At 47.5% G+C, this 25956-nt stretch carries 26 protein-coding genes and 2 pseudogenes; 11 read left to right on the forward strand and 17 right to left on the reverse strand.

What is annotated here, in order from left to right:
• Positions 1-2 precede the first annotated feature (2 nt).
• The 5 genes from HP570_RS08330 to HP570_RS08350 all read right to left on the reverse strand — a co-directional run bounded on the left by HP570_RS08330 (position 3) and on the right by HP570_RS08350 (position 4638).
• Complete coding sequence (locus HP570_RS08330) at positions 3-1322, reverse strand: (Fe-S)-binding protein (protein ID WP_173625424.1); 1320 nt, start codon at positions 1320-1322, stop codon at positions 3-5.
• The gene (locus HP570_RS08335) at positions 1315-2730 is read right to left on the reverse strand and encodes an FAD-binding oxidoreductase (RefSeq protein WP_173625425.1); all 1416 of its coding nucleotides are present in this window, start codon (positions 2728-2730) and stop codon (positions 1315-1317) included. The genes HP570_RS08330 and HP570_RS08335 overlap by 8 nt, the downstream gene beginning before the upstream one ends.
• Before the next feature lie 246 nt (positions 2731-2976).
• A complete protein-coding gene (locus HP570_RS08340; RefSeq protein ID WP_173625426.1) occupies positions 2977-3354 on the reverse strand; it encodes a VOC family protein in 378 nt (125 codons plus the stop codon).
• Positions 3355-3365: 11 nt separating this feature from the next.
• A complete protein-coding gene (locus tag HP570_RS08345; RefSeq protein ID WP_173625427.1) occupies positions 3366-3725 on the reverse strand; it encodes an MmcQ/YjbR family DNA-binding protein in 360 nt (119 codons plus the stop codon).
• Positions 3726-3801: 76 nt separating this feature from the next.
• Positions 3802-4638 carry an AraC family transcriptional regulator gene (locus tag HP570_RS08350; RefSeq protein ID WP_173625428.1) on the reverse strand — a complete coding sequence of 279 codons (837 nt, stop codon included), beginning with the start codon at positions 4636-4638 and terminating at the stop codon, positions 3802-3804.
• A gap of 161 nt (positions 4639-4799) precedes the next feature.
• Between HP570_RS08350 and HP570_RS08355 the strand changes: the two genes are divergently transcribed.
• Entirely contained in the window at positions 4800-5573 is a 774-nt protein-coding gene (locus HP570_RS08355) for a YheC/YheD family protein (protein WP_173625429.1), read from the forward strand.
• A gap of 36 nt (positions 5574-5609) precedes the next feature.
• On the opposite strand, the gene mscL is transcribed toward HP570_RS08355, so the two are convergent.
• The 3 genes from mscL to HP570_RS08370 are packed head-to-tail and all read right to left on the reverse strand — an operon-like array spanning position 5610 to position 7873.
• Positions 5610-6074, reverse strand: coding sequence for a large conductance mechanosensitive channel protein MscL (mscL, locus tag HP570_RS08360; protein ID WP_142495446.1), 465 nt, complete (start codon positions 6072-6074; stop codon positions 5610-5612).
• A 13-nt stretch (positions 6075-6087) separates the two neighbouring features.
• A complete protein-coding gene (locus tag HP570_RS08365) occupies positions 6088-7020 on the reverse strand; it encodes a nucleoside hydrolase (RefSeq protein WP_087345002.1) in 933 nt (310 codons plus the stop codon).
• A 4-nt stretch (positions 7021-7024) separates the two neighbouring features.
• Positions 7025-7873 (reverse strand): nucleoside hydrolase, encoded by an 849-nt coding sequence (locus tag HP570_RS08370; RefSeq protein ID WP_173625430.1) that lies wholly within the window; start codon positions 7871-7873, stop codon positions 7025-7027.
• 216 nt (positions 7874-8089) lie between these two features.
• Between HP570_RS08370 and HP570_RS08375 the strand changes: the two genes are divergently transcribed.
• Positions 8090-8431 (forward strand): hypothetical protein, encoded by a 342-nt coding sequence (locus tag HP570_RS08375; RefSeq protein WP_173605382.1) that lies wholly within the window; start codon positions 8090-8092, stop codon positions 8429-8431.
• Between the two features lie 625 nt (positions 8432-9056).
• Here the strand turns inward: HP570_RS08375 and HP570_RS29925 are convergent.
• Positions 9057-9281: pseudogene (locus tag HP570_RS29925) on the reverse strand (response regulator); the annotation flags it as partial.
• A gap of 137 nt (positions 9282-9418) precedes the next feature.
• Between HP570_RS29925 and bluB the strand changes: the two are divergent.
• Positions 9419-10072, forward strand: coding sequence for a 5,6-dimethylbenzimidazole synthase (gene bluB, locus HP570_RS08385; RefSeq protein ID WP_173625431.1), 654 nt, complete (start codon positions 9419-9421; stop codon positions 10070-10072).
• 254 nt (positions 10073-10326) lie between these two features.
• Here bluB and hrpB read toward each other — a convergent pair whose 3' ends face one another.
• Complete coding sequence (hrpB, locus tag HP570_RS08390) at positions 10327-12831, reverse strand: ATP-dependent helicase HrpB (protein WP_173625432.1); 2505 nt, start codon at positions 12829-12831, stop codon at positions 10327-10329.
• Between the two features lie 138 nt (positions 12832-12969).
• Here hrpB and HP570_RS08395 point away from each other — a divergent pair, with 138 nt between their 5' ends.
• Complete coding sequence (locus tag HP570_RS08395; RefSeq protein ID WP_173625433.1) at positions 12970-13800, forward strand: MBL fold metallo-hydrolase; 831 nt, start codon at positions 12970-12972, stop codon at positions 13798-13800.
• Between the two features lie 36 nt (positions 13801-13836).
• Positions 13837-14697: an S-layer homology domain-containing protein gene (locus tag HP570_RS08400; RefSeq protein ID WP_012685226.1), complete on the forward strand. Its 861-nt coding sequence runs from the start codon at positions 13837-13839 to the stop codon at positions 14695-14697.
• Positions 14698-14731: 34 nt separating this feature from the next.
• On the opposite strand, the gene HP570_RS08405 is transcribed toward HP570_RS08400, so the two are convergent.
• The gene (locus tag HP570_RS08405; RefSeq protein WP_173625434.1) at positions 14732-15442 is read right to left on the reverse strand and encodes a DUF421 domain-containing protein; all 711 of its coding nucleotides are present in this window, start codon (positions 15440-15442) and stop codon (positions 14732-14734) included.
• Positions 15443-15598: 156 nt separating this feature from the next.
• On the opposite strand from HP570_RS08405, the gene HP570_RS08410 reads away from it, so the two are divergent.
• Complete coding sequence (locus HP570_RS08410; RefSeq protein WP_173625435.1) at positions 15599-15991, forward strand: VOC family protein; 393 nt, start codon at positions 15599-15601, stop codon at positions 15989-15991.
• Between the two features lie 38 nt (positions 15992-16029).
• Here HP570_RS08410 and HP570_RS08415 read toward each other — a convergent pair whose 3' ends face one another.
• Together HP570_RS08415 and HP570_RS08420 are read right to left on the reverse strand one after the other, a co-directional pair.
• Positions 16030-17541 carry a PH domain-containing protein gene (locus HP570_RS08415; RefSeq protein ID WP_173625436.1) on the reverse strand — a complete coding sequence of 504 codons (1512 nt, stop codon included), beginning with the start codon at positions 17539-17541 and terminating at the stop codon, positions 16030-16032.
• Entirely contained in the window at positions 17541-18032 is a 492-nt protein-coding gene (locus HP570_RS08420) for a PH domain-containing protein (protein ID WP_173608772.1), read from the reverse strand. Before HP570_RS08420 ends, HP570_RS08415 begins: the two co-directional genes overlap by 1 nt.
• Positions 18033-18340: 308 nt before the next feature.
• Between HP570_RS08420 and ahpC the strand changes: the two genes are divergently transcribed.
• Complete coding sequence (ahpC, locus tag HP570_RS08425; RefSeq protein WP_016741021.1) at positions 18341-18904, forward strand: alkyl hydroperoxide reductase subunit C; 564 nt, start codon at positions 18341-18343, stop codon at positions 18902-18904.
• Between the two features lie 13 nt (positions 18905-18917).
• Positions 18918-20447, forward strand: coding sequence for an alkyl hydroperoxide reductase subunit F (gene ahpF, locus HP570_RS08430; RefSeq protein ID WP_173625437.1), 1530 nt, complete (start codon positions 18918-18920; stop codon positions 20445-20447).
• Between the two features lie 49 nt (positions 20448-20496).
• Here the strand turns inward: ahpF and HP570_RS08435 are convergent, their stop codons facing one another.
• On the reverse strand, positions 20497-21327 hold the full coding sequence (locus tag HP570_RS08435; RefSeq protein WP_012685219.1) for a prohibitin family protein: 831 nt from the start codon (positions 21325-21327) through the stop codon (positions 20497-20499).
• Positions 21328-21413: 86 nt separating this feature from the next.
• On the reverse strand, positions 21414-21629 hold the full coding sequence (locus tag HP570_RS08440; protein WP_173625438.1) for a hypothetical protein: 216 nt from the start codon (positions 21627-21629) through the stop codon (positions 21414-21416).
• Between the two features lie 285 nt (positions 21630-21914).
• Here HP570_RS08440 and HP570_RS08445 point away from each other — a divergent pair, with 285 nt between their 5' ends.
• The 3 genes and pseudogenes from HP570_RS08445 to HP570_RS08455 all read left to right on the forward strand — a co-directional run.
• The gene (locus HP570_RS08445; protein WP_173625439.1) at positions 21915-22181 is read left to right on the forward strand and encodes a CD3324 family protein; all 267 of its coding nucleotides are present in this window, start codon (positions 21915-21917) and stop codon (positions 22179-22181) included.
• Positions 22182-22264: 83 nt separating this feature from the next.
• Positions 22265-23023, forward strand: coding sequence for an MBL fold metallo-hydrolase (locus tag HP570_RS08450; RefSeq protein WP_173625440.1), 759 nt, complete (start codon positions 22265-22267; stop codon positions 23021-23023).
• Positions 23020-23628, forward strand: a pseudogene (locus tag HP570_RS08455) (class I SAM-dependent methyltransferase); the annotation flags it as partial. The gene HP570_RS08450 and the pseudogene HP570_RS08455, both read left to right, overlap by 4 nt.
• Positions 23629-24168: 540 nt before the next feature.
• On the opposite strand, the gene HP570_RS08460 reads toward HP570_RS08455, so the two are convergent.
• On the reverse strand, positions 24169-24615 hold the full coding sequence (locus HP570_RS08460; RefSeq protein ID WP_173625441.1) for a GNAT family N-acetyltransferase: 447 nt from the start codon (positions 24613-24615) through the stop codon (positions 24169-24171).
• A gap of 510 nt (positions 24616-25125) precedes the next feature.
• Positions 25126-25893 (reverse strand): isocitrate lyase/PEP mutase family protein, encoded by a 768-nt coding sequence (locus tag HP570_RS08465; protein ID WP_173625442.1) that lies wholly within the window; start codon positions 25891-25893, stop codon positions 25126-25128.
• Between the last annotated feature and the right edge of the window lie 63 nt (positions 25894-25956).

Raw genomic sequence — 25956 nt, forward strand, 5'->3', positions numbered from 1 at the left:
ACTCACTCAGGGGGCGACAAGGGCTTTTCTTCCTGCTGCACACGTGCCAATAAATCGACGATGTGCACGGCTTCCATCTTTCCTTCTAGTCCTGCTCGATGAATGCCTGCTTTCATTTGCAACAGACAGCCCGGATTCGAGGTCACAAGAACGTCTGCTTGGGTAGCCGCTACATGCCCCATTTTTTCGTCTAAAAGACTCCCGGCCATCTCAGGCTGCACCAGATTGTAAATACCCGCAGAACCGCAGCAGCGATCTCCTTCGCGAAGCTGTACGTATGTAGCCCCCGGAATGGCTTGCAAGAGGCTCACTGGCTCTTTGGTCACCTTCATCCCGTTGCGCAGGTGACAGGAGGATTGATAGGTGATTCGTTGCGGCAATGACTGCCATTCTTTTGGCTCAACGAGGCGTGTAAGCACCTCGCTAATATCCTTTACTCGTGAAGTGAACCATTGTGCTTTCTCCTGCCACTCGGCATCTTTTGCCAGCAAGTGGTCGTATTCTAGAAGCATCGCCCCGCAACCACCTGCATTGGATACAATGAAATCCACGTCAGCCTTGTGAAAAGCAGCCACATTTTTTCGCGCCAGATGGCGAGCCTGTTCACGTTCACCGCTATGTGCATGGAGAGCGCCGCAGCAAACCTGGTCTGGAGCGATGATGACCTCACAGCCTGCCTCACTCAAAAGCCGAACGGTGTTGCGATTCGTCTCATTGAACAGGACATCCATGATGCAGCCGTGAAACATCCCGACACGATACTTGCGCTCTCCAACGGCCGGAATGACAGTGCCGCCAAAGTAGTCCACAATGCCTTTACTGCTTGCTTCTGGCATAATCGCTTCCATTTCCCGCATTTGCTTTGGCAGGATGGACAGCACCCCCAGCTTGCGAACGGCTTTTTGCACACCTGAGCGTTGATAGAAGCGCAGGAGTCCGCCGAGCTGGTACATGCGCTTCTGATGAGGAAACAGGTGGAAAAACGCGAGCCTGCGGACGGCTTTGACCCACCATGGATGCTCCTGCGCCTCTTCGATCGCTTCTCGCGTCTGCTCGATCAGCTGACCGTACGGCACACCTGCTGGACATACCGGCTCACATGCTCGGCAGCCTAGACACAGATTCATTTGATCGACGAAATCTTTGTCCGGCTCCATGACACCGTCTGCTACGGCTTTCATCAAGGCGATGCGACCTCGTGGAGAAGCCGCCTCATAGCCAGTTTCCCGAAAGGTCGGACAGGCTGGCTGACAGAAGCCACAGCGCATACAGTTGGACAGTTCATCGTAATCGAGCTTCTTTACCAAGGCTTCTTTAAGCACGCTGGACCACCACTCTGTTCCGGGACTGTTTCGCAAACATTTTGTCAGGATTCAGGAGATTGTGAGGATCGAAAGCGTGCTTGATGCCTTTCATGATCTCCATACCTGCGGCCCCTACTTTCCACTCCAAATACGGTGCCTTGACGATCCCTACGCCATGCTCTCCCGTAATCGTACCGCCCAAATCGATTGCCGCCGCGAAAATTTCCTCGAAGGCATGCTCGACACGCTCGATCTCTTCCGTGTTGCGAGCGTCTGTCATGCAGGTCGGATGCAAATTGCCGTCTCCTGCATGGCCAAAGGTGCAAATTTGCAGCCCGTAACGCTCTGTAATCTCTTGGATCGCGGCAACCATGGGCGCAATCGCGGCACGTGGAACGGTTGCGTCCTCCAATATGGTCGTTGGACGCATCCGGGACAATGCGGCGAGTGCACTGCGTCTGGCAGTCATCACCTCATCAGCTTCCTCCGCTGTCGTCGCTACCTTGATTTGGACGGCTGCATTCTTTTTGCAAATAGCAGCGATCTGCTTCATATCCCGATCAACCGTCTGTGGCTCGCCGTCCTGACCGATCAGGAGGATCGCCGCCACATCTGTTGGAAGCCCGATCTGCTTGAAATCCTCGACAACACGGATCGTGCCCTGGTCGAGAAATTCCAGCGTTCCAGGAATAATACGGTTGGCAATAATATCGGAAACAGACCTCGCCGCCTGTGCCATATCTGCGAACATCGCGAGCATAACTCGCTGTGTCTGCGGCTTCGGAATCAGCTTGAGAATAGCCTCGGTAATGATCGCCAATGTGCCCTCGCTACCGACCAAAAGCTTGGTCAGATCATAGCCCGCTACATCCTTCATCAGCTTGCCCCCAGTACGGATGACCTCTCCGTTCGGCAACACAGCTTCGAGACCCAGCACGTAATCCTTGGTGGTTCCGTACTTCAACCCGCGCAGTCCACCCGAATTGAGTGCAATATTCCCACCAATCGTGGAGATGACCATGCTGCCTGGATCTGGTGGATAAAACAAACCGAGTGCCTCTACCGCCTGATGGATGTCGACTGTACGAACCCCCGGCTGCACCGTAATCGTCAAATTTTGCTCGTCAATCTCTACGATCTGATTCATCCGGCTCAACACCAAAACAATTCCGCCACCGACTGGTATCGTGCCTCCGCATAGATTGGAGCCTGCGCCACGCGTCACAATCGGGATGTGATGTCGTGCAGCGACTCGCATGACCTGTTGGATTTCGGCTGTGCTCTTCGGCATGACGACCACATCCGGTAATGCTTGCTGCATCGGCGTCGCGTCATACGAATAGGCGACTAATGCTTCCTGTTTGTCGAGACAGTTTTTCGCTCCGACGATGGTACGCAGCTCTTCGCGAATGGATGCTGGCAACATGGAATCTCTCCACCCTTTCCCAAAGTCTTAGTCCAACTGCTGAATGGCTTCCCTGATTCCCCCTGCTAATTGGCTGAAAATTCACTCCTATTATCACCCTTATTATATGAAGTAAAATTACACAAATCAACTAACCATAAGTAAATTTCATTTCATGATTAAGCAGCCAATGATTCCGTCTCCAAACGCAAACAAGCCGAACCTCTTTCAGAAAGGCTCGGCTTGTCTACTTATGTAAGGATCGTATTACGCAAACAAACTGATCAAGTTCCCATCCGGGTCTTTCACAATGGCATATCGCTGGCCCCAGAAGGCATCCCACGGCTCACGGTGACTCTCGTAGCCATGGGAAATGATTTTCGTATACAACGCATCAAGCGCCGCCGCATTCTCACACAAAAATGCCAGCTCAATCCGATGCCCGACAGGTGCTTCCCATCCTCCATACACACCCTTCGCAACGTCTATTGTATCAAAGGCCAGACGAACACCGTCCTGCGCTACCTCCACATGCGGCTCTTCATTTGCTCCCTCAGGAATATCGAAACCGAGTACCCGATAAAAATCCAACGCTTTTTTCATATCCTGTACAACAATTCCTACCATATCAAGCTTGATTCCCACATCACTCACTCCTATTCGCTCATGATTTCTTGCTGGACGCGCTTTGGCAGTTTTTGGAGCACCGTTTCGTAAGCATGCTCGATCATCCTTTCCCATAAGCCTTCGGGAATATCAGCGTCTAGGTAGACAGAATTCCAATGGGACTTGTTCATGTGATAGCCGGGTACGATCCCTTCGTAGGTCACGCGCAATTCCTCTGCGCGCATCGGATCGCATTTCAAGGTGAGGATGCGAACACCTTTAGAATCGCCTCCGATCATGGCAAAAATTTTGCCACCGACATGGTAGCGATCGCATTCCCAATCCATCTGATAGTCATGGGTGGCACCCGGATGCTTCCGGCAGTATGTATCTAATGTTTGTTCGTTCACATGAATTCACCATCCTTTCTTTAAGATAACGGGTCTCACCATAAGAAGATTGTAAAAAACGGACAACTTTTAAAGACTATCGATTCGCACGATCTGGCGAGATCATTTTACTTGGAGCAACACCGTAAAAAGTATGAAAGCTCTTGACCAAGTGCGACTGATCGTAATAGCCACTCTGGAGGGCTGCATCCGTAAACGAAGTGCGTATTCCCTTCGCCAGCATTTGCAACAGCCCTTGAAACTGAATGATTCGGCCCAGTTCCTTCGGGCTCATACCCAATTGTTGTTGAAACGTCCTGCGCAAGGTTCTCTCGCTGTAATTCACTTTCTCGGCGAGTGCTGCCATGGAAAGATTTCCTCTGTATTCATATAAATAGTTCATGCTGGTCAATAGCAACGGGTCTGCTGGATCATCCATCCACAATCGTTTGATTAGCTCCCGCTCCAACAAAGCGATCCGCTCCGCCGTATTGGAAGCTTCGAGCAAGGCTTCTGTCACCTCATCCGCCTCTTTACCCCAGATGTCTTCCAGATTGGGATGATGTCCGTTGATTATAGCGACAGGGTAGCGCAAAAAGCGAGCTGCTCCCTCCGCGTAAAATCGAATGCCAATCATGGATTGTGGTTCAGTCAATGGGATTACTTCATACGTCCTCATCAATCCTGTTAGAAATGCCCCCTTCTGATAGGAAGTGGCACCTAGATTGAAAATGATATCGACGCATCCATCGGGTATGACTCGGCTTGCAGGTGCTATCCCTTTACCGTCGTACTCTGAGGTCCAGTAGCAGGCGATCTCGTTCACCAGACATTTGCTGGGCATGTACTCCTGATAATGATAGGCATGTTGGGCGCTCGCTCGTTGCAGAGTCGGAGGTTGCACCGGACGGAATTGCCGCATGATTTTCGCCATCCTTCTCCTATGATTAGAACATATATTCCCCCATAATCCTTTAACTCCTTCTTACGTCCTTGGCATTTTTTGAAAAACGTCCCCTGTCAAAATAAAAACGGTCGCGAACACTTCTGCATATGCTGGGACGAATGGATTTTTCGTAAAGTGAGGTGCATGATGTGATCTCCTCCTCCAAGTGGAGCCTTCATCAGTTCTTTTCAAAAAGTCCTTACATTCGTCCTTACCTGCCGCCTACTGCTTTATATCAGCCCGCAAGCTTGGACTCGTATTTAGCGAAGTATTCTACCGTCTATATCAAACCGACGAGAACCCATATGGGGAAAGGCATTATTCGTGTCTGGAAAACAGATCGTGGGGACTATCAATTTGTGAAGGAGCGCGGAGAGCCTGTGCAAGCAAATTCTTTAGCTGACTTGAAGCAGCAGCTTGCCGCGCAGTGCACAGAAAAAAATTATGTCATACAAAAAGGGCTGGATTTAGCTGAAATCGACGCTCGTCCCTTTGATATTCGCGTCATGATGATGCGCAATGGCTTGGGCAAATGGCAATATGCCGGCATGCTAGCCAAGGTAGCCGGTGCCCATAGTATTATTACCAATGTCGCTCGCGGCGGCGGATATGCCGTCACAGTCCCGCATGCCTTGAAAAAGTCTGGAGCTGTCACACCCGACAAGATAAAAGGGATCGTCTCTCAGTTGATCCAAATCAGTCACCGTGTATGTGCCCACTTTAATAAATATCGGCACAGTGCGCAAATCGGCGTCGATTTTGCCATTGATAAAGCTGGAAACCTCTCCATTATTGAAGTGAATTACGACTTTCCATCCCATGGGCTGTTTGCCAAGCTCAAAGACAAGACCTATTATCATACGATTAAAAGACTTCACTATCAGTATAAAAACCGCGTGAAACGAAAACAGAGGAAGGCATAATCGCCCTCCTCTGTTTGTCTGATTCCTGAATATGTCTTATTCGTGTGCCAATGCCGTTCCTTTTGTCTCCAGCATGGAGGTGCAGTTCGGGCAGCGCGTAGCCTTGATCGGAATCGCGGAGATGCAATGCGGGCACTCTTTGGTCGTTACAGGCGCTTGCTCCACTTCTTGCTTGCGTTTGAAACGGTTGAGCTGCTTGATGACGATAAAAATAGAAAAGGCAATAATGACAAAATCAATCACAGAGTTGAGGAACAACCCGTAGTTCAACGTCGCAGCATGTGCTGCTTTTGCTTCGGCCATCGTCTTATAAGGAACTCCGCTCAAATTGATAAACAAGCCGGAGAAATCCACCTTGCCCAGAAGCAATCCGATCAATGGGGTAATAATGTCATTAACGAGTGAGGTAACAATTTTCCCGAAAGCCCCACCGATCACGACACCGACAGCGAGATCCATTACATTTCCCTTTAACGCAAACTCTTTAAACTCTTTTAACATAATAACTTCCTCCTTACTCACCTAAAACATTTTGTAAAAAATGGCTGACAAAACGTTCATGATCAACCTCCAGGCATACATCCACATTCGGCGGCTGCGCTGGATGTTCCCGTCTGTCTCCAATCGTACGGGCATCACTGGCTCCCCCGGATGTATCTACCGCAACATGCATCGGGACTGACTTCACAAACGTTGGATCAATGACGACACCTACCGCCAACGGATCATGCAGACCGCAGCCGCGCAAATTGCCCACTGTCGCGTAGGCATCCATGTACACCTCACACATATCCGCGAAAAAATGACTTAAGCGTGTATCCTTCGCTCTCCATTCCTGCAAGTGTTCGCGGGTAAGCAGCGTTTGCATCGTCACATCCAGGCCCACGAGCGTCACGGGAATACCAGACTGGAAGATGTACGCTGCGGCTTCCGGATCGGCGCAAATATTCGCCTCCGCTACTGGCGTGCGATTCCCCGGCACCGTTACAGCTCCTCCCATCACGACCACTCGTTTGACAAGGGATACGATTTCTGGAGCAGCCATAATCGCCCGCGCCAAATTGGCCATGCTCCCGACGGTCACGAGTGTCACCTCGTGAGGATTTTCCTTTATCGTAGAGATGAGAAATTGTGTGGCACTCTGTGGCTGAGCCTTTGTCGATGGATCTGGAAGGACGACATTGCCTAGCCCGTTTTCACCGTGGAACAGCCTTGCTTTTCCAGTAAGCTCGCGAACAATCGGCTTCGATGCCCCCTGATAGACAGGAATCGCAGACGCACCCAGCAGCTCGAGCACCTGTAAGGTATTGCGTGTTGCTTCCTCCACCGTGATATTGCCAAAAGTCGTGGTAATCCCACACACTTCAAGAGCAGGCGAGTGAACGGCATAAGCAATCGCCATCGCATCATCAATCCCGGTATCTACATCCAAAATGATTTTTTCCATGCGCTTATACCCCTCCCTGATCCAAAACGGTTTGCAAAAAGCGCTCTGCCTCTGCCATCTCAACCTCAACACATACGACCGTATCGGTTCCTACACTCGGTTTCGCACGTAAATCGGCTAAAATGGCACCGCGTGATAATTCGCTTTTGCATTCGACTGAGAGCTTCATCTGCTCCGTCCGTATCTTATCAGGCGAGAGAGCCGCGAGTATCGCTACCCATGCATGGAGCGCACCACCAGAAACGGCTAACTGCACGTCAGACATCGCCGTTCTATCGATCAGGCCAACTGCTTGTGCGAGACTCCCCAGCGTATGTACTTGCTCTTCCTTCAAACGAAACGAGCTGGTTGTATCTAATGGAACAAGCACAAGTGGCAAGCGGGCTGACAAAACGAGTGCAGCTGCTTCTGGATCACGATACATGTTTGTTTCGGCAATAGCCGTGACGTCTCCTGGTACGCGTATCGCCCCACCCTGCACAACGATTCTCGTAAATTTACGCGCCAACAGTGGATCACGCGTGACAGCCAAAGCTAGCGTGGTCAAACGATCAAACGTCACGAGCGTCAAGTCACTTTCCTCATCCTGCTTAGCTTCTGCAAGGAGCCTTACACCTTCCGAGGTGCTCGTCTCTATCGTTCCTGAGAAAAGGGGCTGCTTGGCACCTGTAACAATTGGAATTTCATAGCCTGGCTGTGCAAAATCAATCAGCTTGCTAGCCAAACTTGACTGCGTGTCACTGCAAATGATTCCTGCCACTTGAACATCAGGCGACCGCAAAGCATACAGCAAGGCCAACCCTTGACCAAATCCACCGCAAAACTCAATAATCAACCGGTGTTTTTTTGCCACAATCTCATCTCCCGCTTCTCGCTATTTCCATTTGTCAAAACCGCTTTTCCTATGCTATCCAAATCAAGAGCAACCGTCAAATATCCAAATGCTCATCTCTACCTTCTCTTCTCTTGCATCGAGCCGTTAACTATTTTACACTTATTCATAACTTCGACAGAAATCGCCATCACGAAAGACTAATGCCCCATGCCATGCAAAAGGAGTATAACGGTCATGCTTTCGTTGAACCACCCAACCATGGATGCTATTTCTCTCACGAAAAACCAACTGATCCAAGCGATTGTGCAGCACCGAACGAAGCCTTATCTGCCTATTTGGGGAGAACTGTTTACAGCTTTGCGGGAAATCCAAAAGGCTGGCCAGCATTCCCAGAAAAATATACACGTCTATTCCATCGAGCCGACAGGCCACCTCTGGTATTTGTACCTGGAGAATGTTTTTTCTGTCGATCTGCCTGGGATGGGCATTACGATTTCACTCACACAGGAGCAACTGATTGATGCCTTGCTAAAAGGAAGCTTTCAACCTACCCTATCGATAACAGAGCCGTCATGAGAAACGGCTTTTTTTGATGCATTTTGAACAAAAAAAAGCCCCAAGATCAATTCTTGGGAGAGAGTAGTACGTTATATTCACGTGAATAAGCTTATTTTATATCCCACTACTCACTCATTCCAGCTGTACATTCAGGTAATTGTACCTATTATATCCTATGAGTAAAAAAAAGAGGCGGCCCTTCTGCACAGATTGGGTGCCGCCATCCCGAACTTCCCCAAGTTCGTTCATATTCGAATTGTACTATGAAACAGTCCTATCGAAAAGTGTCAGGTTTTGTTTTCCTGTGAATTATTACAAACCCCTGACGCCTGCTTAAGGCCATCAGGGATCATTCTATTTGCTATCGTTATTGAGCACATCAGCAGCTCTTGGTCCAAAAATGATATACAAATAGACATATTGGCTGACGCTAACACGAGGAAAGACGAACGCAACACTGGTCTTGCCCTCTTGTTGTCTGACAAAATAACGCAATTTGCTTGTTTTGATCCTTTGCACAATGCGTGTCGCTTCTCGCCATGGTACGGAAAATTGAACGCTTTTTTCCATCAGCACCAACACCTCTCACGGCTAGTATGCCCCGGATTGGTAAAATTACACACTCACTCATACCGTAGTGCGTCAATGGGTTTGAGCTGTGCTGCTTTTCGCGTTCGAGAATACTCCATCCGCTTCGTCCAGGCAGCATCACATCCAGCAAAACGAGCGCAGGACTGTGTGAATCAAACTTCCGTTCTGCTTCCTCGCCGTTAAATGCCTGTTCAACCCGAAAGTTATTTTTTTCCAAGTACGCCTTCAATACCCGAGAGATGGGTAGTTCGTCTTCCACGATTAAGATGTTATGCATGCTCGTCCTTTCTCCCCTCTGCTCGGACTCATCCTCTCTTTAGCGTAGGACATGAATATGTCAAGTAGATGTCTGGAAGGAAGCATACTTTGTAAGTAAAATAAAGAGACGTGAATGCAAATAGGGAGGTTTTTCTCATGAAACGCTTAAGTGCGGAAGAAAAAAACGGTTTGTATAAAGCCATCAGCAATCGTCGCGATATTCGTACCTTTCGCCAAGACCCTGTCTCCCCGGATAAGCTCGCCATGATCTTGGCCGCAGCCCACCATGCTCCTTCTGTCGGATTCATGCAGCCTTGGAATTTTGTCCTGGTGGAAGACGACGCAACCAAGCAAACTCTGGCAGAGTGTGCGGATAAAGAACGCCGGGCGCTTGCCATCCACTACGAAGGAACCGGACGAGAGTCAACCTTTTTGGAGTTGAAAATTCAAGGGATCAAGGAAGCGCCAGTCACCATCTGTGTCACTTGTGACCCTACACGTGGCGGAGACCATGTACTCGGACGCAATTCCATCCCGGAAACTGATATTATGTCGGTCAGCTGTGCAATCCAAAACATGTGGCTGGCTGCCTACGCAGAAGATTTGGCGATGGGCTGGGTCAGTTTTTACAAGAAGGCCGACGTACGTCGTATCCTGAACATACCGCCGCATATCGATCCTGTCGCATTGCTGTCGATCGGCTACACAGATCATTATCCCGAACGTCCACTCTTGGAGCTGCACCAATGGAGACAACGTGAGGACCTGCAACAGTTGATTTATCGAGAGCAGTGGGGAAATAAAGCGTAAGCCTTGACCCTGTACGAAAGCAAGGGCGCTGCTAACTGCGGCACCCTTTTTTCACAAAAAAAAGACCGCCTGATTAACAGGCAGCCCAGAGAAATGGAGGGGGTAGTACGTGATTCACGGTATCTTCCTGACGTGCTAGGATACGAGGAAGGTTTCACAATTGACGTGACTCACGAACATCGAACTAGCAAAATGGGAAATTTCACCTGAAACGGAGCTCTTCCTCTCTGCCCGAATATACCTAGCGAATCGATTTATATGCGTGGACGCGTCCGGTTTGTCGGAATGGCCGCAAGCGGATCATCCGGCCAGTAATGCTTGGGATAACGTCCCTTTAAATCTTTTTTCACCTCAAAATACGCATGTGCCCAAAAGCTCGCCAAGTCCCGTGTCACTTGTACCGGACGATGTGCTGGCGAAAGCAAATGCAATGTCAATGGGACTCTGCCTCTGCCTATTCGCGGGGAGTCTTGCCAACCAAACAACTCCTGTAGCCGGACCGAAAGCACTGGAGCCGCTGGATCGCTATAATCGACAGGAATTTTGGAACCGCTCGGGACGATCACATGAGTCGGAGCGTGCTCGTCTAGCTGTCTGCGCTGCTCCCATGAGAGCATACTCTCTAGCAACGTCGTCACCGATAGCGACTGTAGGTCTTCCTTTCTTTTGAAACCATACACATGGGGAGCGAGCCATTCCTCCAAGGAAGCAAGCAGTGCCTCATCTTCCACATTCGGCCAGCCTTCCTCCAGACGATGCATAAAAATCAAACGCTCCCGATACTGTCTCGCCTGCCGATTCCACGGCAAAATCTCCAAGCCTTCTCCTTTTATTCCGTCCAAAAACGCTGTTAACACCTCATCTGGCGAAGCCTCCGCAGCCATATCCGCCAACAGGAGTGCCCCCAACCGTTTTTGCTTGCGGCTGCGAACTGCCCCTGCTGTATGCTCCCACCATACGTTCATTCGTTCCGTAATCTGCAACGCACAATCCTTCAACAGCTCGCTTTCTTCCACGCTAGCCGCCAGTAATATCCGACTATCTGCACCTTGATCATCGAGTTCTGCTGCCACAATATACGGCGAAGCAGCCAGTGGTTGCTGCACGGAAAAAGTCGCCCCACGCCCATTGCGAAGCAAATAACGTCCATCCGCCCTTCGCTGGGCAATCCGGTCCGGGTACGCAAACGCCAGCAGTCTTCCCGTCGCTTCTGTACGAGTGGAAGTGTCAGCAGACTGGTTGTTTGCCCATACCCGTTTGAAATGAGCCGCCTCCTTCCAAAGTCTTTGGCATGCTCCTACATCAATCGGGAGCTCCGTTCCACCACTCTGTTTATTTCCTACCCGACGAAGTAATTCAACACGCGTACGCATATCCGCATCTGTTGAGGCTTGGCGCCCCCTCACAATATCTCGTTCTTCCAAGAGAACAGCTAGCTCACAGGCCAGCTCACCTTCCCCCAGCTCATTCGCTTTCTGAATCATGTGACCCAATCTCGGATGCACAGCCATTCCAGCAAGCGCTCGTCCATGTGCTGTGATCTGCTTCCGCTCATCTAATGCGCCCAGTTGGAGCAGCAGCTCTTGAGCCTGTGCCATCGCTGGCTTCGGCGGGGGATTCAGCCAATCCAGCTCGTCCGACGACCCGACTCCCCACAAAGCCAGCTCTAATGCGAGCACAGCCAGATCCGCTTCCATGATTTCAGGTGCATGCTGTGGTATGAGCATACGATCTTCTTGCTCTGTCCACAGTCGAAAGCAGACCCCGGGTGCAAGACGTCCAGCCCTTCCTCGGCGTTGGTCAGCAGATGCTCTCGATACCTTTGCAGTCTCCAGTCTCGTCATCCCTGTTCGCGGAGAAAAGCGCGGGATCCGTTTTAATCCACTATCAATCACGATGCGCACACCCTCGACAGTCAAGCTTGTCTCGGCAATTGTGGTAGCGAGGACAATTTTGCGTTCTCCTGTATTCCCAGGCTGGATCGCCTTATCTTGTTCCTCCTGCGACAAATTTCCGTAAAGAGGCGCAATCCGTATGTTCGTGCCCACACCGCTTTGTTCAAGCAACTCTTGCACCCGGTGAATCTCTTTGGCTCCCGGTAAAAAGACAAGCATATCTCCCTGTTCTTGTCTCAACGCCTGGAGGATCATCTGGACAATCGCTTCTTCCAGACGCCCCTGCATCGGGGATGTCAAAAAGCGCGTCTCCACCGGGAACATCCTGCCTTTACTACTGACAATGGGAGCATTCCCAAGCAAGGCTGACACGGGCTTTGCATCGAGTGTAGCGGACATCACGAGAATTCGCAGGTCCTCTCGAAACAAGCTTTGTGCCTGAAGACTAAGGGCCAGCCCTAAATCCGCGTGCAAATTTCGTTCATGGAACTCATCGAAAATAACAAGACCAACATCAGATAGCTCCGGATCATCCTGTAGCATTCTCGTTAAAATTCCTTCTGTCATCACTTCAATTCGTGTGCCTGGACCTACTTTTGATTCACGCTTGACCCGATATCCGACTGTTTGTCCAACTTCTTCCCCCAGCAAGGCAGCCATGTAGGCAGCGGCTTGACGTGCGGCCAGTCGACGTGGGACCAGCATCACAATTCGGCGATTATGTAACCAAGCTTCTTCACGCAAGGCCAGTGGTACCCGCGTCGTCTTCCCCGCACCCGGAGCAGCAACCAACACTGCGTTTGTCTCTTCACGCAGCGTGTTTACCAGCTCGGGCAATACTTCATTTATCGGCAATGCATTCATGTTTTCACCTCATACGAGCAATCATCCCTTTTCATCATACACGATATAGGAATATAGGATGAGTGTGGATCGCAAACGAAAATGACTGAATAATCATTCAATAGTATAATGAAGCCATTACTATGGGAGGTGTGCGGTATGATTCACATTCATCACCATGAAGACGTGGCATGTCTGGAAGGGATTGTTCGCGTAGGGGATTGGGAATCGGCAATCTATGTTTATATGACCGATGGCATGCTGGTTGATACGGGCCCGAAAGTACTCGAGCAAGCTCTCGTTCACAGGTTTCAGGAAGCCTCGTTTGATTCGGTCGTATTGACGCACAGTCATGAAGACCATGTCGGTACCGCCTCGTGGATTGCCCGGCACAAGCAGGTCCCTCTTTTCATTCACGAAAAAGGCGTGAACATTTGCTCCCAAAAAGCACTGTACCCATTCTACCGACAGTTGACTTGGGGGATTCGCGATCCGTTTGTGGCCCACCCTTTGGGTGACGTCCATCACTCTCGTTCCCTCGAATGGAAAGTGATGGATACCCCCGGCCATGCCCATGATCATGTAGTTTTGCTGGACGAAATGAACGGTCGCTTGTTCTGCGGCGATCTTTTTATGGGTGTGAAAACGAAGGTTATTTTACGAGAAGAATCAATCCCCACCATGATGAAGTCCCTTCGAACCGTGCTGGCTTGTGACTTCCAAACAATCTTTTGCGCCCATTCCGGCTATCATCCAGACGGGAAAACACGCTTGCAGCAAAAGCTGGAGCATTTGGAGAATCTGTCTGGGGAAATCCTGCGTTTGCATAGCCAAGGGCTTTCTTCCCGCGAAATAAACAAGCAACTGTTTCCTTCTAAACCGCTGATCATCGCGGCTTCTTCTGGCGAGTTTGACTCGCTCTATATCGTCACATCTGTTCTTGCAGAACACCTTCCTTTTCCAACGCCGAATAGTATACTAGAAGGATAATCCTTACAATTCTATTTTTAAAAAAGAGGAGCGTATATGAAAGTCATCACTGTATTCCTTGCACTCATTCTGGGTTTATCTGGTATTTATCCTGCGGTTACACATGCTGCACCAAAATTTCATGATGTCGATCCGAAGAAATACGGCTGGGCCATGAATTCGATCTCCTTCATGGTAGATAAGGGGGTTGTTAGCGGTTATCCTGACGGTCGCTTTCAACCCGAAAGATTGGTAGACAAAGCGGAAATGACCGTCATGATCTATCGCCTGTTTGATCAATACAGACCGTACAAAGCTAACAAAAAAACAGATTACAGCAACTATCACATCGAGAAATTTGCTGACGTGCCTAAAAGTCACTGGGCGTACACAGAGATCAGCTCGATCGTCACAAGAGACTGGTGGAACGCTGTCCGATATTCGTCCAATGGCTACTTTTTTTTCCCAGACACGAAACTAAATCGAATTGGTGCGGCAAACGTCCTGCCCGTCTTTATGTTGGAAAACCAAGACATTCCAGCGGCAGAGGTCTTACAAATCCTTTCTGGCATGCGGGATATTCCCATCATCTTGAGTCCGTATTCGCTTGACCCAAACTCGCCTGGACACCTTTTCCAGGAGGATGGTCGGTACAACGAAGATGGGAGAGACCAAACGAACATCCTGTATCCGCTTCTCTTTGGCCAAGATGGCGATGAAATATTGTTTACGGATGACTACAGCGGAATCCTCGGAACCAATCTCGCCCTTTTGCAAAGAACAGGGATCATGACTGCATGGAACGGCAAGTTCGAGGGTGGAGAAATGCTGACTCGCGCCGAAGCCGTCACTATTTTGCACAGATTTTATAACCATTTGAAGCAAACAGGGACACTCCGCCAATACTCGAGCAAGTAAAAAACCTCCATCCCGGAGGTTTTTTTGCGACACTTTATTCTTTGTCGATCGGATTACTCATACGGTCCTCATACGGGTCGAAATAAATTTGTCCATTGGAGCTAATCACGGCGTAGTTCACTTCCTCGACACTCAAGCCTTTTTTGCCCACCTGTGAAAGTAGCCACTCGATGGTTAAGCTATGTTGGCGTAAATTGCTCTGGATGATTTGACCATCCATGATCAATTCAATTGGGAATATCTGTCTCTTCCCCATTTTCAGTTTCAAGTCCCCGCGAGTAACAGGTAAAAATTGCGGTTTTCTCAGGACGGATATCTCTCCATTCAACTCCAGCACAGCATATTGAACTTCTTCGATATTAAAAATGTTTCTTTCCCGCAGCTCTTGATTCAGCGTATCCAAAGACAGCTTTTGCTTACGCATGTTATTTTCGAGAATTCTTCCATCCTGGATGACCACCGTCGGCTGGCCCGAAAACCATTTTCGCAACTTCCGGTTTTTCAGGGAGAGAATCATCAACAAATAGGCGATACCACCAAAAGTGAGTAACGTCACAAGCATATGCGATATTTTGGCCATGTTGTTAAAGGCAAGATTTGCTGTAAGCGCCCCCAAGGTGATCGCCGCGACAAAATCGTGATACGTCATTTGCGCAATCGTCTGCTTGCCCAAGATCCGAGTAATGATCATCATGATGGCAAAAGCCAGCAGTGCTCTCGCAATTACTTCCACAATAGATTCCATGCTCCACCCCGGGGATGACGAAATTTTGCACCATACCCCAATTATAGCCATGTTTATCATTGGAAAACCTATCCTGACCGTTTCGCATACAGACATTTCCTACAAATTCTTCTACAATAGAAAAAAATCATACCCATGGAAAGGAATGAAAATGATATGGCGATTAAAAAGCTGGAGCATGTGGGCTTGATGGTAAAAGATTTGGACGCCTCAGTTTACTTTTACACCGAAGTGATTGGGATGGAGATAAAAGGAAAGCTCGCTCATTCCAACGGAGATATTACGCTTGCTTTTCTTGGATTTCCGGGAAGCACTGAGACAGAGCTGGAGCTCATTCACGGATACAGCGATTCCCTTCCGGTAGAGGGCAAAGTCCACCACCTGGCGTTTGCTGTGGACAACCTCGAAGCTGAAATCGACCGTTTGAAGCAACGACATGTAACCTTTATCGATCAGGAAATAACCATCTTGCCGAATGGTTCGCGTTATATGTTCTTCAAAGGTCCGGATGGGGAGTGGCTGGAGCTGTTTGAAAGCACAAGAACGTAGAGGGAAAAGATTCGCCTTTTCCTTCTACGTCCCCTCATCTATTTTACTTTGATTTCTTTTCTACGTCCCATATACCACTGATAAAAACCTTCCGCCAACTCTATCGGCACATCTGTTACCCCTCTATGACTCACTGGTTTGGCACGATTGACTGTTTTGATCGAAGCAAGCCCTAGCTGCTTTTGCAGGAGGCCTCTTTTGACGTTGACCTCAATAATCTTTTCTCGTTTGGAGATAAATAAAGTCGTAGTTAGGCTCCCTGTTTGGAACTGAATAAAATGATCATTCAAGATGTATCGCGTGTTGTAGAATTCAATGACTTCGAAGGCTAGGATAATCAGTGTCAACGCAATGGATATAACCCACCAGGCTTGCTCCCACCCCAAAATATTCGGCTTGAAATAGAAAAGCGCACCTGTGCCTATAATCCAAATCCAGCTCGATCTGACCAAGCGAACCCATAACGATTTTCTGGGAAGACTCGTCATTTTTTCCGTCACTTCATACGCAGGCAATATTTCTGCGATCATCTCATACGCACGTTTTATTGGTAGAAATGGATAGAGGGAGCTGACATCCTGTTTATCCTTATCCGAATCACTATCCCCGCCAACAACCGTCAGCTTGACTTCGGCGAGACCCAACATGCGCTTTAGCAAGGATTGTTTTATCTTAATCGCTTGCACTCTCTCCTTTGCGATCGAAAAAGTCGTTTCTTCAATGACTCCTTTGGCAATGTAAATCCGGTCGTGATCCGAAGAAATCTCGTATTTTCCGTAACGAATATAAGTCGTAACCATGCCGAATACGATGGACAGGACGAGTAGTCCAACGGCTGTCAGCGTGATCCATATCCACGAGCTCATAATCAGCGAATAAATACCTACGACCTGCTCCTCCACGTCGATATATTCGGTGAGTTTGAAGTACGCCCAGATCAGTAGCGTAATCATCCCGAGGAAGCTGAGAGAAGTGAAGGAAGCCTTGATAATCTCTTTCTTCGTTGGCGTAAAGTGAATGACTCGCTCAGGAGTGGTATACGGCGTACCGATTTCCTCCGGGGAGACTCCTGCTTTCCCTTCAGCCTCAGGCTCTATCTCTAATCGCACTGCCTGTTTCGTGTAGGCCTCCAGTCGATCTGCTTCGTTTACAGAAATCACCGCGAATTCCACTCTGGAATCATCGCCAACCATCCCTGTCTCAAACCGGATAGAAGTCACTTTAAAAATCCGGTGCAGCAACGTCGTATGTCGATTGACGTTTTGGATTTTGCTAAAGGGGATCGTTTGCTTTTTCTTCGTAAGAATCCCTTCGTAAAGATGGAAAGCCATATCATCCAGCCTATACTTATACGAAACCCATTTCAAAAGAAGATAGGCCAGCATCCCTCCTACATAGATGAAAAAAACAATTCTCCCGTATGTAATGAATGCGTTTGTCGAGTCATGGTTGAACACAAACAGAATCAACGCAGGAAAAAACAGATGCTTAACTTGGATGATGAGATCAAAAAGGATCGTTAGTGGATGGTATCGTTTTGCTTCCATCACTACTCCACTTCCTTTAGTTTGGCGTAGTGTGCAATCTGTTCTCTCAATTGAGAAGCGACATCCCCCGGCAACCCTGGAATTTCGTGTGAGGAGCCCATTGTTTTAATCGAGATGGTGTACAGCCCGTACTTTCGCAAAATTGGTCCTTGTTTCGTTGAGACTGCTTGAATTTTCGTCATGGGAACAAGGAAATGTTTCTCTGTGATCACCCCGAATTTCATTTGCAGGAAATCTTCATCGATATCATACCGCCAGCTTTTATATAAAAAATACGGCTCGACAAAAGACCAAATCGTCGCGATCACACCGATAACGAGCAATCCGTGCAAACACCAACCAATCCATTCCTTCCAGGCAAAACGATTATCTAGATAATAAAGAACGCCCAAAATTACAAGCCCGATTACAACCGTAATCCCCGCAGTAATAAGCTCTACCTTGAACGCATCCTTAGACAAGCTCTTCTGTGGTGCGCTAATTCGAGAAGGCATATCATCACTCCTGTATGTTTATTCCACTGTCCATGCTCCCTTTATTTCATACGTAAAACAATCCGTCCGGTTTCTACGAACGACTCGTCAATTTTTCATGCAGCAAACGAATACTCTTATGCCGTTCGAATCATACTAAATAATGGAGAAAACGGCTTGTAAAAATTATCACATTATAATCATTATAAAAAACTTGACTTACTGAATCATTTATTAAATAATAATCATTGTAAATTATATTCAAGCATGCCTCGTTACGCATGTCCTGAATATGTACTATACAAAAAACATATAAAGGAGCTAACACTATGTCACTCATCGGAACTGAAGTATTGCCTTTTAAAGCACAAGCATTCCAAAAAGGTAAATTCCTCGAAGTAACTGAAGCAAACTTCAAAGGTCAATGGAGCGTAGTTTGCTTCTACCCAGCAGACTTCACTTTCGTTTGCCCTACTGAACTCGAAGATCTGCAAAACCAATATGCAACTTTGAAAGAACTCGGTGTTGAAGTATACTCCGTTTCTACAGATACTCACTTCACTCATAAAGCATGGCACTCAAGCTCTGAAGCAATCAGCAAAGTAGAATACATCATGATCGGTGACCCTTCCCATGTGATCTCCCGCAACTTCGACGTATTGATCGAAGCTGAAGGTTTGGCAGATCGCGGTACATTCATCATCGACCCAGACGGTGTCATCCAAGCTGTTGAGATTACTGCAGGTGGCATTGGCCGTGATGCAAGTGCTCTGATCAACAAAATCAAAGCAGCACAATATGTTCGCAACAATCCAGGTGAAGTTTGCCCAGCTAAATGGCAAGAAGGTGGCAAAACACTGAAACCAAGCCTTGATCTCGTAGGCAAAATTTAAGGTGTGATATAAAATGGCCCTTGACCAAGAAATCAAAGCGCAACTAGAACAATATCTCGAGCTCTTGGAAGGCGATATTGTACTCAAAGTCAGTGCAGGCACGGATGAGGCATCCTCTGAGATGCTTGCACTGATTGATGAGCTAGCCAGCATGTCTTTGAAGATCAGTGTGGAGAAAGCCGAACTCACTCGCACACCTAGCTTTAGCGTAAACCGTATCGGCGAAGATACTGGCGTTGTTTTTGCCGGTACTCCGCTGGGTCACGAATTTACTTCCTTGGTATTGGCTCTCTTGCAAGTTAGCGGAAGAGCTCCAAAGGTCGAGCAAAGTGTCATTGATCAAATCAAAGACCTTCGTGGTGAATATAAGTTCGAATCTTACATCAGCTTGAGTTGCCACAATTGTCCAGATGTTGTCCAAGCTCTGAACTTGATGAGTATCTTCAATCCTGGTATTACTCATACAATGATTGACGGTGCCGTATTCAAGGACGAGGTAGAGAGCAAAAACGTGATGGCTGTGCCAAGCGTTTTCCTCAATGGTGAATTTTTCGAAAGCGGCCGTATGACCGTGGAAGAAATCCTTGCCAAGCTGGGTTCTGCTCCGGACGCATCCGAGTTTGACAATAAAGACCCCTATGATGTACTTGTTGTAGGCGGTGGCCCAGCAGGTGCTAGTGCGGCGATTTATGCAGCACGTAAAGGGATTCGTACTGGTCTCGTTGCTGAACGCCTTGGCGGTCAAGTCAATGACACATTGGGCATTGAGAACTTCATCAGTGTGAAATACATTGAAGGTCCTCAGCTCGCAGCCAACTTGGAAAAGCAAGTAAAAGAGTATGGCATTGATGTCATGAAGCTGCAACGTGCCAAGCGTTTGGAGAAGAAGGATCTGATCGAAGTTGAACTCGAGAACGGCGCTGTTCTGAAGAGTAAGACAGTCATCTTGTCGACAGGTGCTCGTTGGCGGAATCTGGGTGTACCAGGTGAAGCAGAGTTCAAGAACAAGGGTGTAGCTTATTGCCCTCACTGCGATGGTCCTTTGTTCATAGGCAAAGATGTCGCAGTTGTTGGCGGCGGTAATTCAGGTGTGGAAGCAGCGATTGATCTCGCAGGTATTGTGAAACATGTAACCGTTCTGGAATTCTCGCCAGAACTGAAAGCTGACGCAGTATTGCAAGATCGTCTTTACAGTCTGCCAAATGTCACTGTACTCAAAAACGTTCAAACCAAAGAAATTACGGGTACGGATAAAGTAAACGGCATTTCTTACATCGAGCGTGAGACAGGTGAAACCAAGCACATTGAATTGCAAGGTGTGTTTGTACAGATCGGTCTGGTACCGAATACAGATTGGTTGGGCGAAACGATTGAGCGCACTCGCTTTGGTGAGATCGTGGTAGACAGCCATGGTTCTACAAACATCCCTGGTGTTTTTGCTGCCGGTGATTGCACGAACAGTGCTTATAAACAGATCATCATTTCGATGGGATCTGGAGCTACTGCGGCTTTGGGAGCTTTCGATTATCTCATCCGCAACTAATAAACAAAGCCACTCCTCTTCAAGGGAGTGGCTTTGTTTATTTATTTGGTTACTTAGTACCCACGTTGATAAACGGAGTAGCTCCACCCGTTACGCTCGGCAGCTTTCCATCCCATTTGCGTATCGCTTCGAGTTGCGCCTCAATCTGTCTGAGCTGAATCAGCTCTGGCGTAACCTCTTGCTTTTGCAGACGCAGTGCTTGTGCCTGTGCTTCTGCTCTCGTGATTTCTTGCTCTTTCTCGATCTTGATCCGCTCCAGGTCCAGCTTCGATTTGAGCGCTTGCTGTTCGGCCACCTGCTTGGATTCAATGGCGCGGTTGAATTCATCACTGAAAGTAAACTCGCGAATATTGATTTCGTCGAGGATGATGTTATAATTCGACAGCTTTTTATGCAAGACTTCTTTTACCTTTTGGCTGACCTCGGAACGCTTGGATACCAGTTCTTCTGCTGTGTATTGAGCAGTCACGGCTTTAAATGATTCGGCAATGGCAGGATCAACAATTCGGCTATTGTACTCCAATCCCACTTGCTGATACAGTTTATTGACATTTTCTGCATCCAAATGATGGTTAACAGCAATTGTCGTAGAGACGGTTTGCAGGTCACGTGAAGCAGAAGTCTGGCTCATTTCTGATTTTTGCACCCGCACTTCCATCGGCACCACCGTTTGAATGAACGGAATTTTAAAATGCATGCCTTCTTGTAACACTTTTGGCTGTACCGCTCCCAGTTGCAGCACAACCCCACTATGCCCTGCGGAAATAATCGTAAAAGATTGCGTGCCAAGCAAGACCAACGCAACCAGTATCACAATCGTTGCGATCAGCTTTCCTCCTGCTTGAAAGGGACTCATTTTTACAACATTTTTGTCGCTCATACTCGTCCTCCCTCTATCTATACATGCTCATTCATGTATACGAGAGAGGGGGCTATAAGTTTCAAGAAATTTATGAAAAGTACATGTCATAAGCGCTCTGTCTTCGAAGCTTCTAACAGAACATGCGCCATGCGCTCTGCCTCAATTTTGCATAGCTCAAATTCGACTTCACCAGATACATACGAAATCAATTGGATGACTTCCTCACACCCGTGATTGCATATTAAAAACTGTCCCCACCGCACTTCCGAACGTGATACCTTGCGAGCGGAAAAGCCGCTTTGAAAGCCGCCAAGACTCATTTATTTCTCATCTCCATCCCAAAAACAATTATGCATCCCTCTCATCTTACCCTTTCTTTTGCAATCGAGGAAAAGTTGTTTATTGAAGGAGCTTCCCTTTCTCACTACTATAGAGAAAAGAAGGGAGATGATTCAAATGCGAGACCCTTATGTACGAAGAGCCGAATGCGGCTCTGAGCAAAGAGTTCTTCTTTCTCTTGGTTCAGAGCCTTTCCCATATTGAGTTGAGGATCTCTTTGCTCATCTATATACGCACATCACGCTATATAGACAGGAGCAAAGCACATGAAATACAAAAATGCACAAGAACTATTGCCAGACGATCTACTGCGGCAAATTCAGCATTACGTACAAGGAAGTTACTTGTACATCCCGATCCACCACGAAAACAAACGACAATGGGGCGCGTCCACAGACACAAAGCAATTGCTAAGCGAGCGTAATCAAGCGATTTGGCAAGCCTATCGCGAAGGGGCTTCTGTTAAAATGCTCGCCCAGAAACATTACTTGACCGAACACAGTATTCGGCGCATTATTCGTGGACATAAATGAGACAGAGAAAAGGTCGACCGTGTGTCTGCTCTACTCTTGCGTTACACTCCTTTTTAAGATGAGTCAGTCAGGAGGGACAACGTATGAACCAGATTCACTTTCTCGCCATTTCGTTTATGTACAATGGATTTGCACAGGTCATTACCCCTGTGCTGCTGCAAGATGAGCATGAACTGATTCTTGTGGACTGTGGTTATCCTGACTTTTTGCCACTGCTTCAGGAGGCCGCACACAAGCAACAGCTTACGCTCGACGACCTTACGAAGGTCATTGTGACGCATCACGATATGGATCACATCGGTTCTTTGGCAGCGTTAAAAAGAACCTATCCCCACCTCGAAATCATCGCCTACGAATCCGAAGCACCGTACATCGCTGGACAAAAGACATCTTTGCGATTGGAACAGGCGCAAGCAACACTGGACCATCTGGCGTCAGGTGAACAGCAGCACGCTAAGGAATTTATTCGCTTTTTGCGGTCCATCGAGCCCTCTGCGGTTGATCGAACCGTAACGAATCACGAACGCCTGCCTTTGTGCGGCGGGATCGAGATCATTCATACACCTGGACATATGCCAGGACATATTTCATTGTATTTGATCGCAAGCAAAACACTGATTGCCGGTGATGCTGTTGTCATCGAAAATGGTAGACTCGAAATCGCCAATCCGTCCTATACGCTGGATATGCAGGAAGCGATTCGCTCTGTCCGCCGTTTGCTCGATTATGACATCGAGCAGTTGATTTGCTATCACGGTGGATCGTTTCAGGGGGACGTCAAGAAAGCGCTGCGGGAACTACTCCAAGCCTACGACCCGACCCAGGAGGTTTTAAACGGATGAAACAGAACAAATACGATGAGCAAGGTTTTTTCACCACCTACAGTCAAATGGCCCGTTCGGTTGAGGGACTGAACTCCGCCGGAGAATGGCACGCGTTTCGAGAGCTACTGCCTTCCCTTCGCGAGAAAAAAGTGCTCGACCTAGGCTGCGGCTTCGGTTGGCATTGCCGATATGCGCGTGAGCAGCAGGCCCGCTCCGTTGTGGGTGTGGACCTTTCCGAAAAAATGCTGGCGCGTGCCAAAGAGACGACAACAGATCCCGCCATCGAGTACCTGCATCTTCCGATTGAAGACATTGATTTTGCTCCAGAGGAATTTGACGTCGTTATCAGCTCCTTGGCCATCCATTATGTGGAGCGCTTTGACTTGCTTTGCCAACGTGTTTATCACTGTCTTGCTCCTGGAGGTTCCTTCGTTTTCTCCGTGGAGCATCCCGTCTTCACTGCTCTGGCTGAACAGGACTGGCATTACGGACCCGGGGGCGAACGCTTGCACTGGCCTGTCGACAACTATCAGCAGGAGGGCATTCGGCAAACCAACTTTCTGGATCATGAAGTCTTCAAGTATCACCGAACGTTTTCAAGCTATATGAACGATCTTCTTGCTATCTGATGATAATAATGTTTTAGACTGGAGTGCTTGATATAACGCGGTTTATTAGATTGAAAATCGCCAGCCATCTAAAAATAAGTATTAGACTGGACAAAAAATCAAACAGCGGCAAACTAGGACTTGAAAAATAAAGTCTTAGACTTCCGCTGTTGTTATTGAAGTATCGATCCCCGTTAGTTCAATAAATTAGCGTAACTCCTATTATTAGTTAGCTCCAATTTAACATTCGATAGCTTAGCAAATACATCTGAGGCTGCTGGATAATGATCCGGCAGCCTCGTTTACTATTTGGCAGGATAGTTGAAAAATGAACCTATTTAACACAAGCTCAATCGTGATAAAAAAGCAACTCAATATGTTAAATCAGAGGGAAACTATGTAAAGACCAAAAAGAAAAGACTACTCGTTAAAGCAGTCTCGAGGTGTCTTCCTATCGGGTAAGAGGTAGACCAGCGCGTCGAGTAGGTAGATAACACCTAGCGTGAGCTTGAACCGTAACGGTAAAAGATTTAGCCAGACAAGTGGTTAACCTACTCAACTTTTTAGTTCTAGATGAAGTAAAGGGAACGGCTTTCCTGTTCCGTCTAGTTCTGATCGTCCTATCTGTACAAAGCCATACCATTTGTAAAAAGCGAATGCTCCCTCATTTTGCTCATTGACATCAACTTGGAGATTGGAACCTTTTATTTTTTCAGCATGTTTCATTAATCGACTTCCAATACCCTGTCCATGGTATTCTGGGTCGACGAATAGCATCTCTATTTTCGTTCCATCAAGTCCAATAAATCCTGTCGGTTCTTTATTTCCATTCAATTCAACCCAAACCTCAACTGCTTGTAAAGCTCCATTTTGAACTATGTGAAGGTAAAATTGAATATCCTTATCCGTCAAAAAATTGTGGGTTTGACAAACGGCCCGATACCAAATATCTACCAATTTATCATGATGCTTTTTTTGATAAATTACAATTTCGTTAAGCATTTTTAATCATCCACGTTTCATTTTTTATATAACATATTAGATTTACTGCGGGGGGTAAAAAGAAGTGACCGGAATTCCCAATGATGTTCAGGTCCGTACAAAGCTCTTGGGAGTGTAGGATTTTATATTACTTTTCAATTAAGGGACTTAATTCATATGAACATTGTTACCTTCCCTTTGTTTTATCTCTACGAAGGATCATGCAAATACATGTTCCATAGGCCACAAGACTTTGGTTCTCGTCAAATACACTGCAATCAATGAATCCAACGATTTGTCCTTTCTTCATTACCCTTGCTTCCGCCCTGATCGTACCACTCCATATCAGTTTCAAATTTCTTGGGGATTGGAGTGGCCCTCGGTCGCCTCATCTCAAACAGGACTTGACCGGGGGCAATGGATACAGGTTTTATGCCCAGCAGTTGTTCTACGGTTGATGATTGTATTCCACCTGTTATCGCTTTTCGATAGCGTAGTAGAAGCTCGTCCATTTTGCTATCCTTTCTGCATTCAATCGAATAGCAAAGACGTATCCTGAGATTCATAAATATGAGCCGTGCACGTGTCCAATAACGCTTGAAGCTTCCGATATAAGGCGCCCCCGAGACTTAGCCGCTTGACTCCAAGCTCCTGAAGCTTGTTGCAACTTGTAAGCCCTGGCACAGATATAAGGTTTAGAGGAGCGGCAATTTGCGCTACAGCCGCTTTGATTTCGTTATCATCCCTCAATCCAGGAACAAAAATTCCGCTTGCCCCGCTTTCCACATAGGCTTGCGCCCGGACCGTCGTTTCGTTGCTCGGGTTTATATTCAGCTTATAGGTATCTGTCCTTGCATTAATATAAAAATCTTTATAGCCGCTCTTCTCAAGTGCCATTCTTATTTTCAATAAAAGCTTGCATTGTTCGTTCAATGGTTTGAGTCTTGCTTGATCCTTGCAAGAATCCTCTATATTAATCCCCGCAACGCCTATATCCGCAAGTTTCAATACATTCTCGACGATCGTTTCCTCATCTTTTCCATAACCCGACTCTATGTCGGCAGAAACAGGGATGTTTACATGATCCAATATCGTTTTTATGCGATTTAGTATTGTGTCAAATTCAATTGTTTCACCATCCGGATAACCCAAGCTTTTCGCTATTCCCCAACTGGTTGTACCGATAGCTTTGAATCCGGCTTTCTCCAGAGACAATGCAGAAAACAAGTCCCAAGCATTTCCTAACAATAAAAGCTCGTTTGATTCATGTAATACTTTAAACTCCTGAATTTTGCTCATACCTTTATCCCCCTGCACCACTGAAATTCTTTGTAGTGAGCCCGAACGTGACAATACCAAAAT

Origin of the sequence: Brevibacillus sp. RS1.1 (assembly GCF_013284365.1) — a bacterium.
Classification (GTDB): Bacteria; Bacillota; Bacilli; order Brevibacillales; family Brevibacillaceae; genus Brevibacillus; species Brevibacillus brevis_D.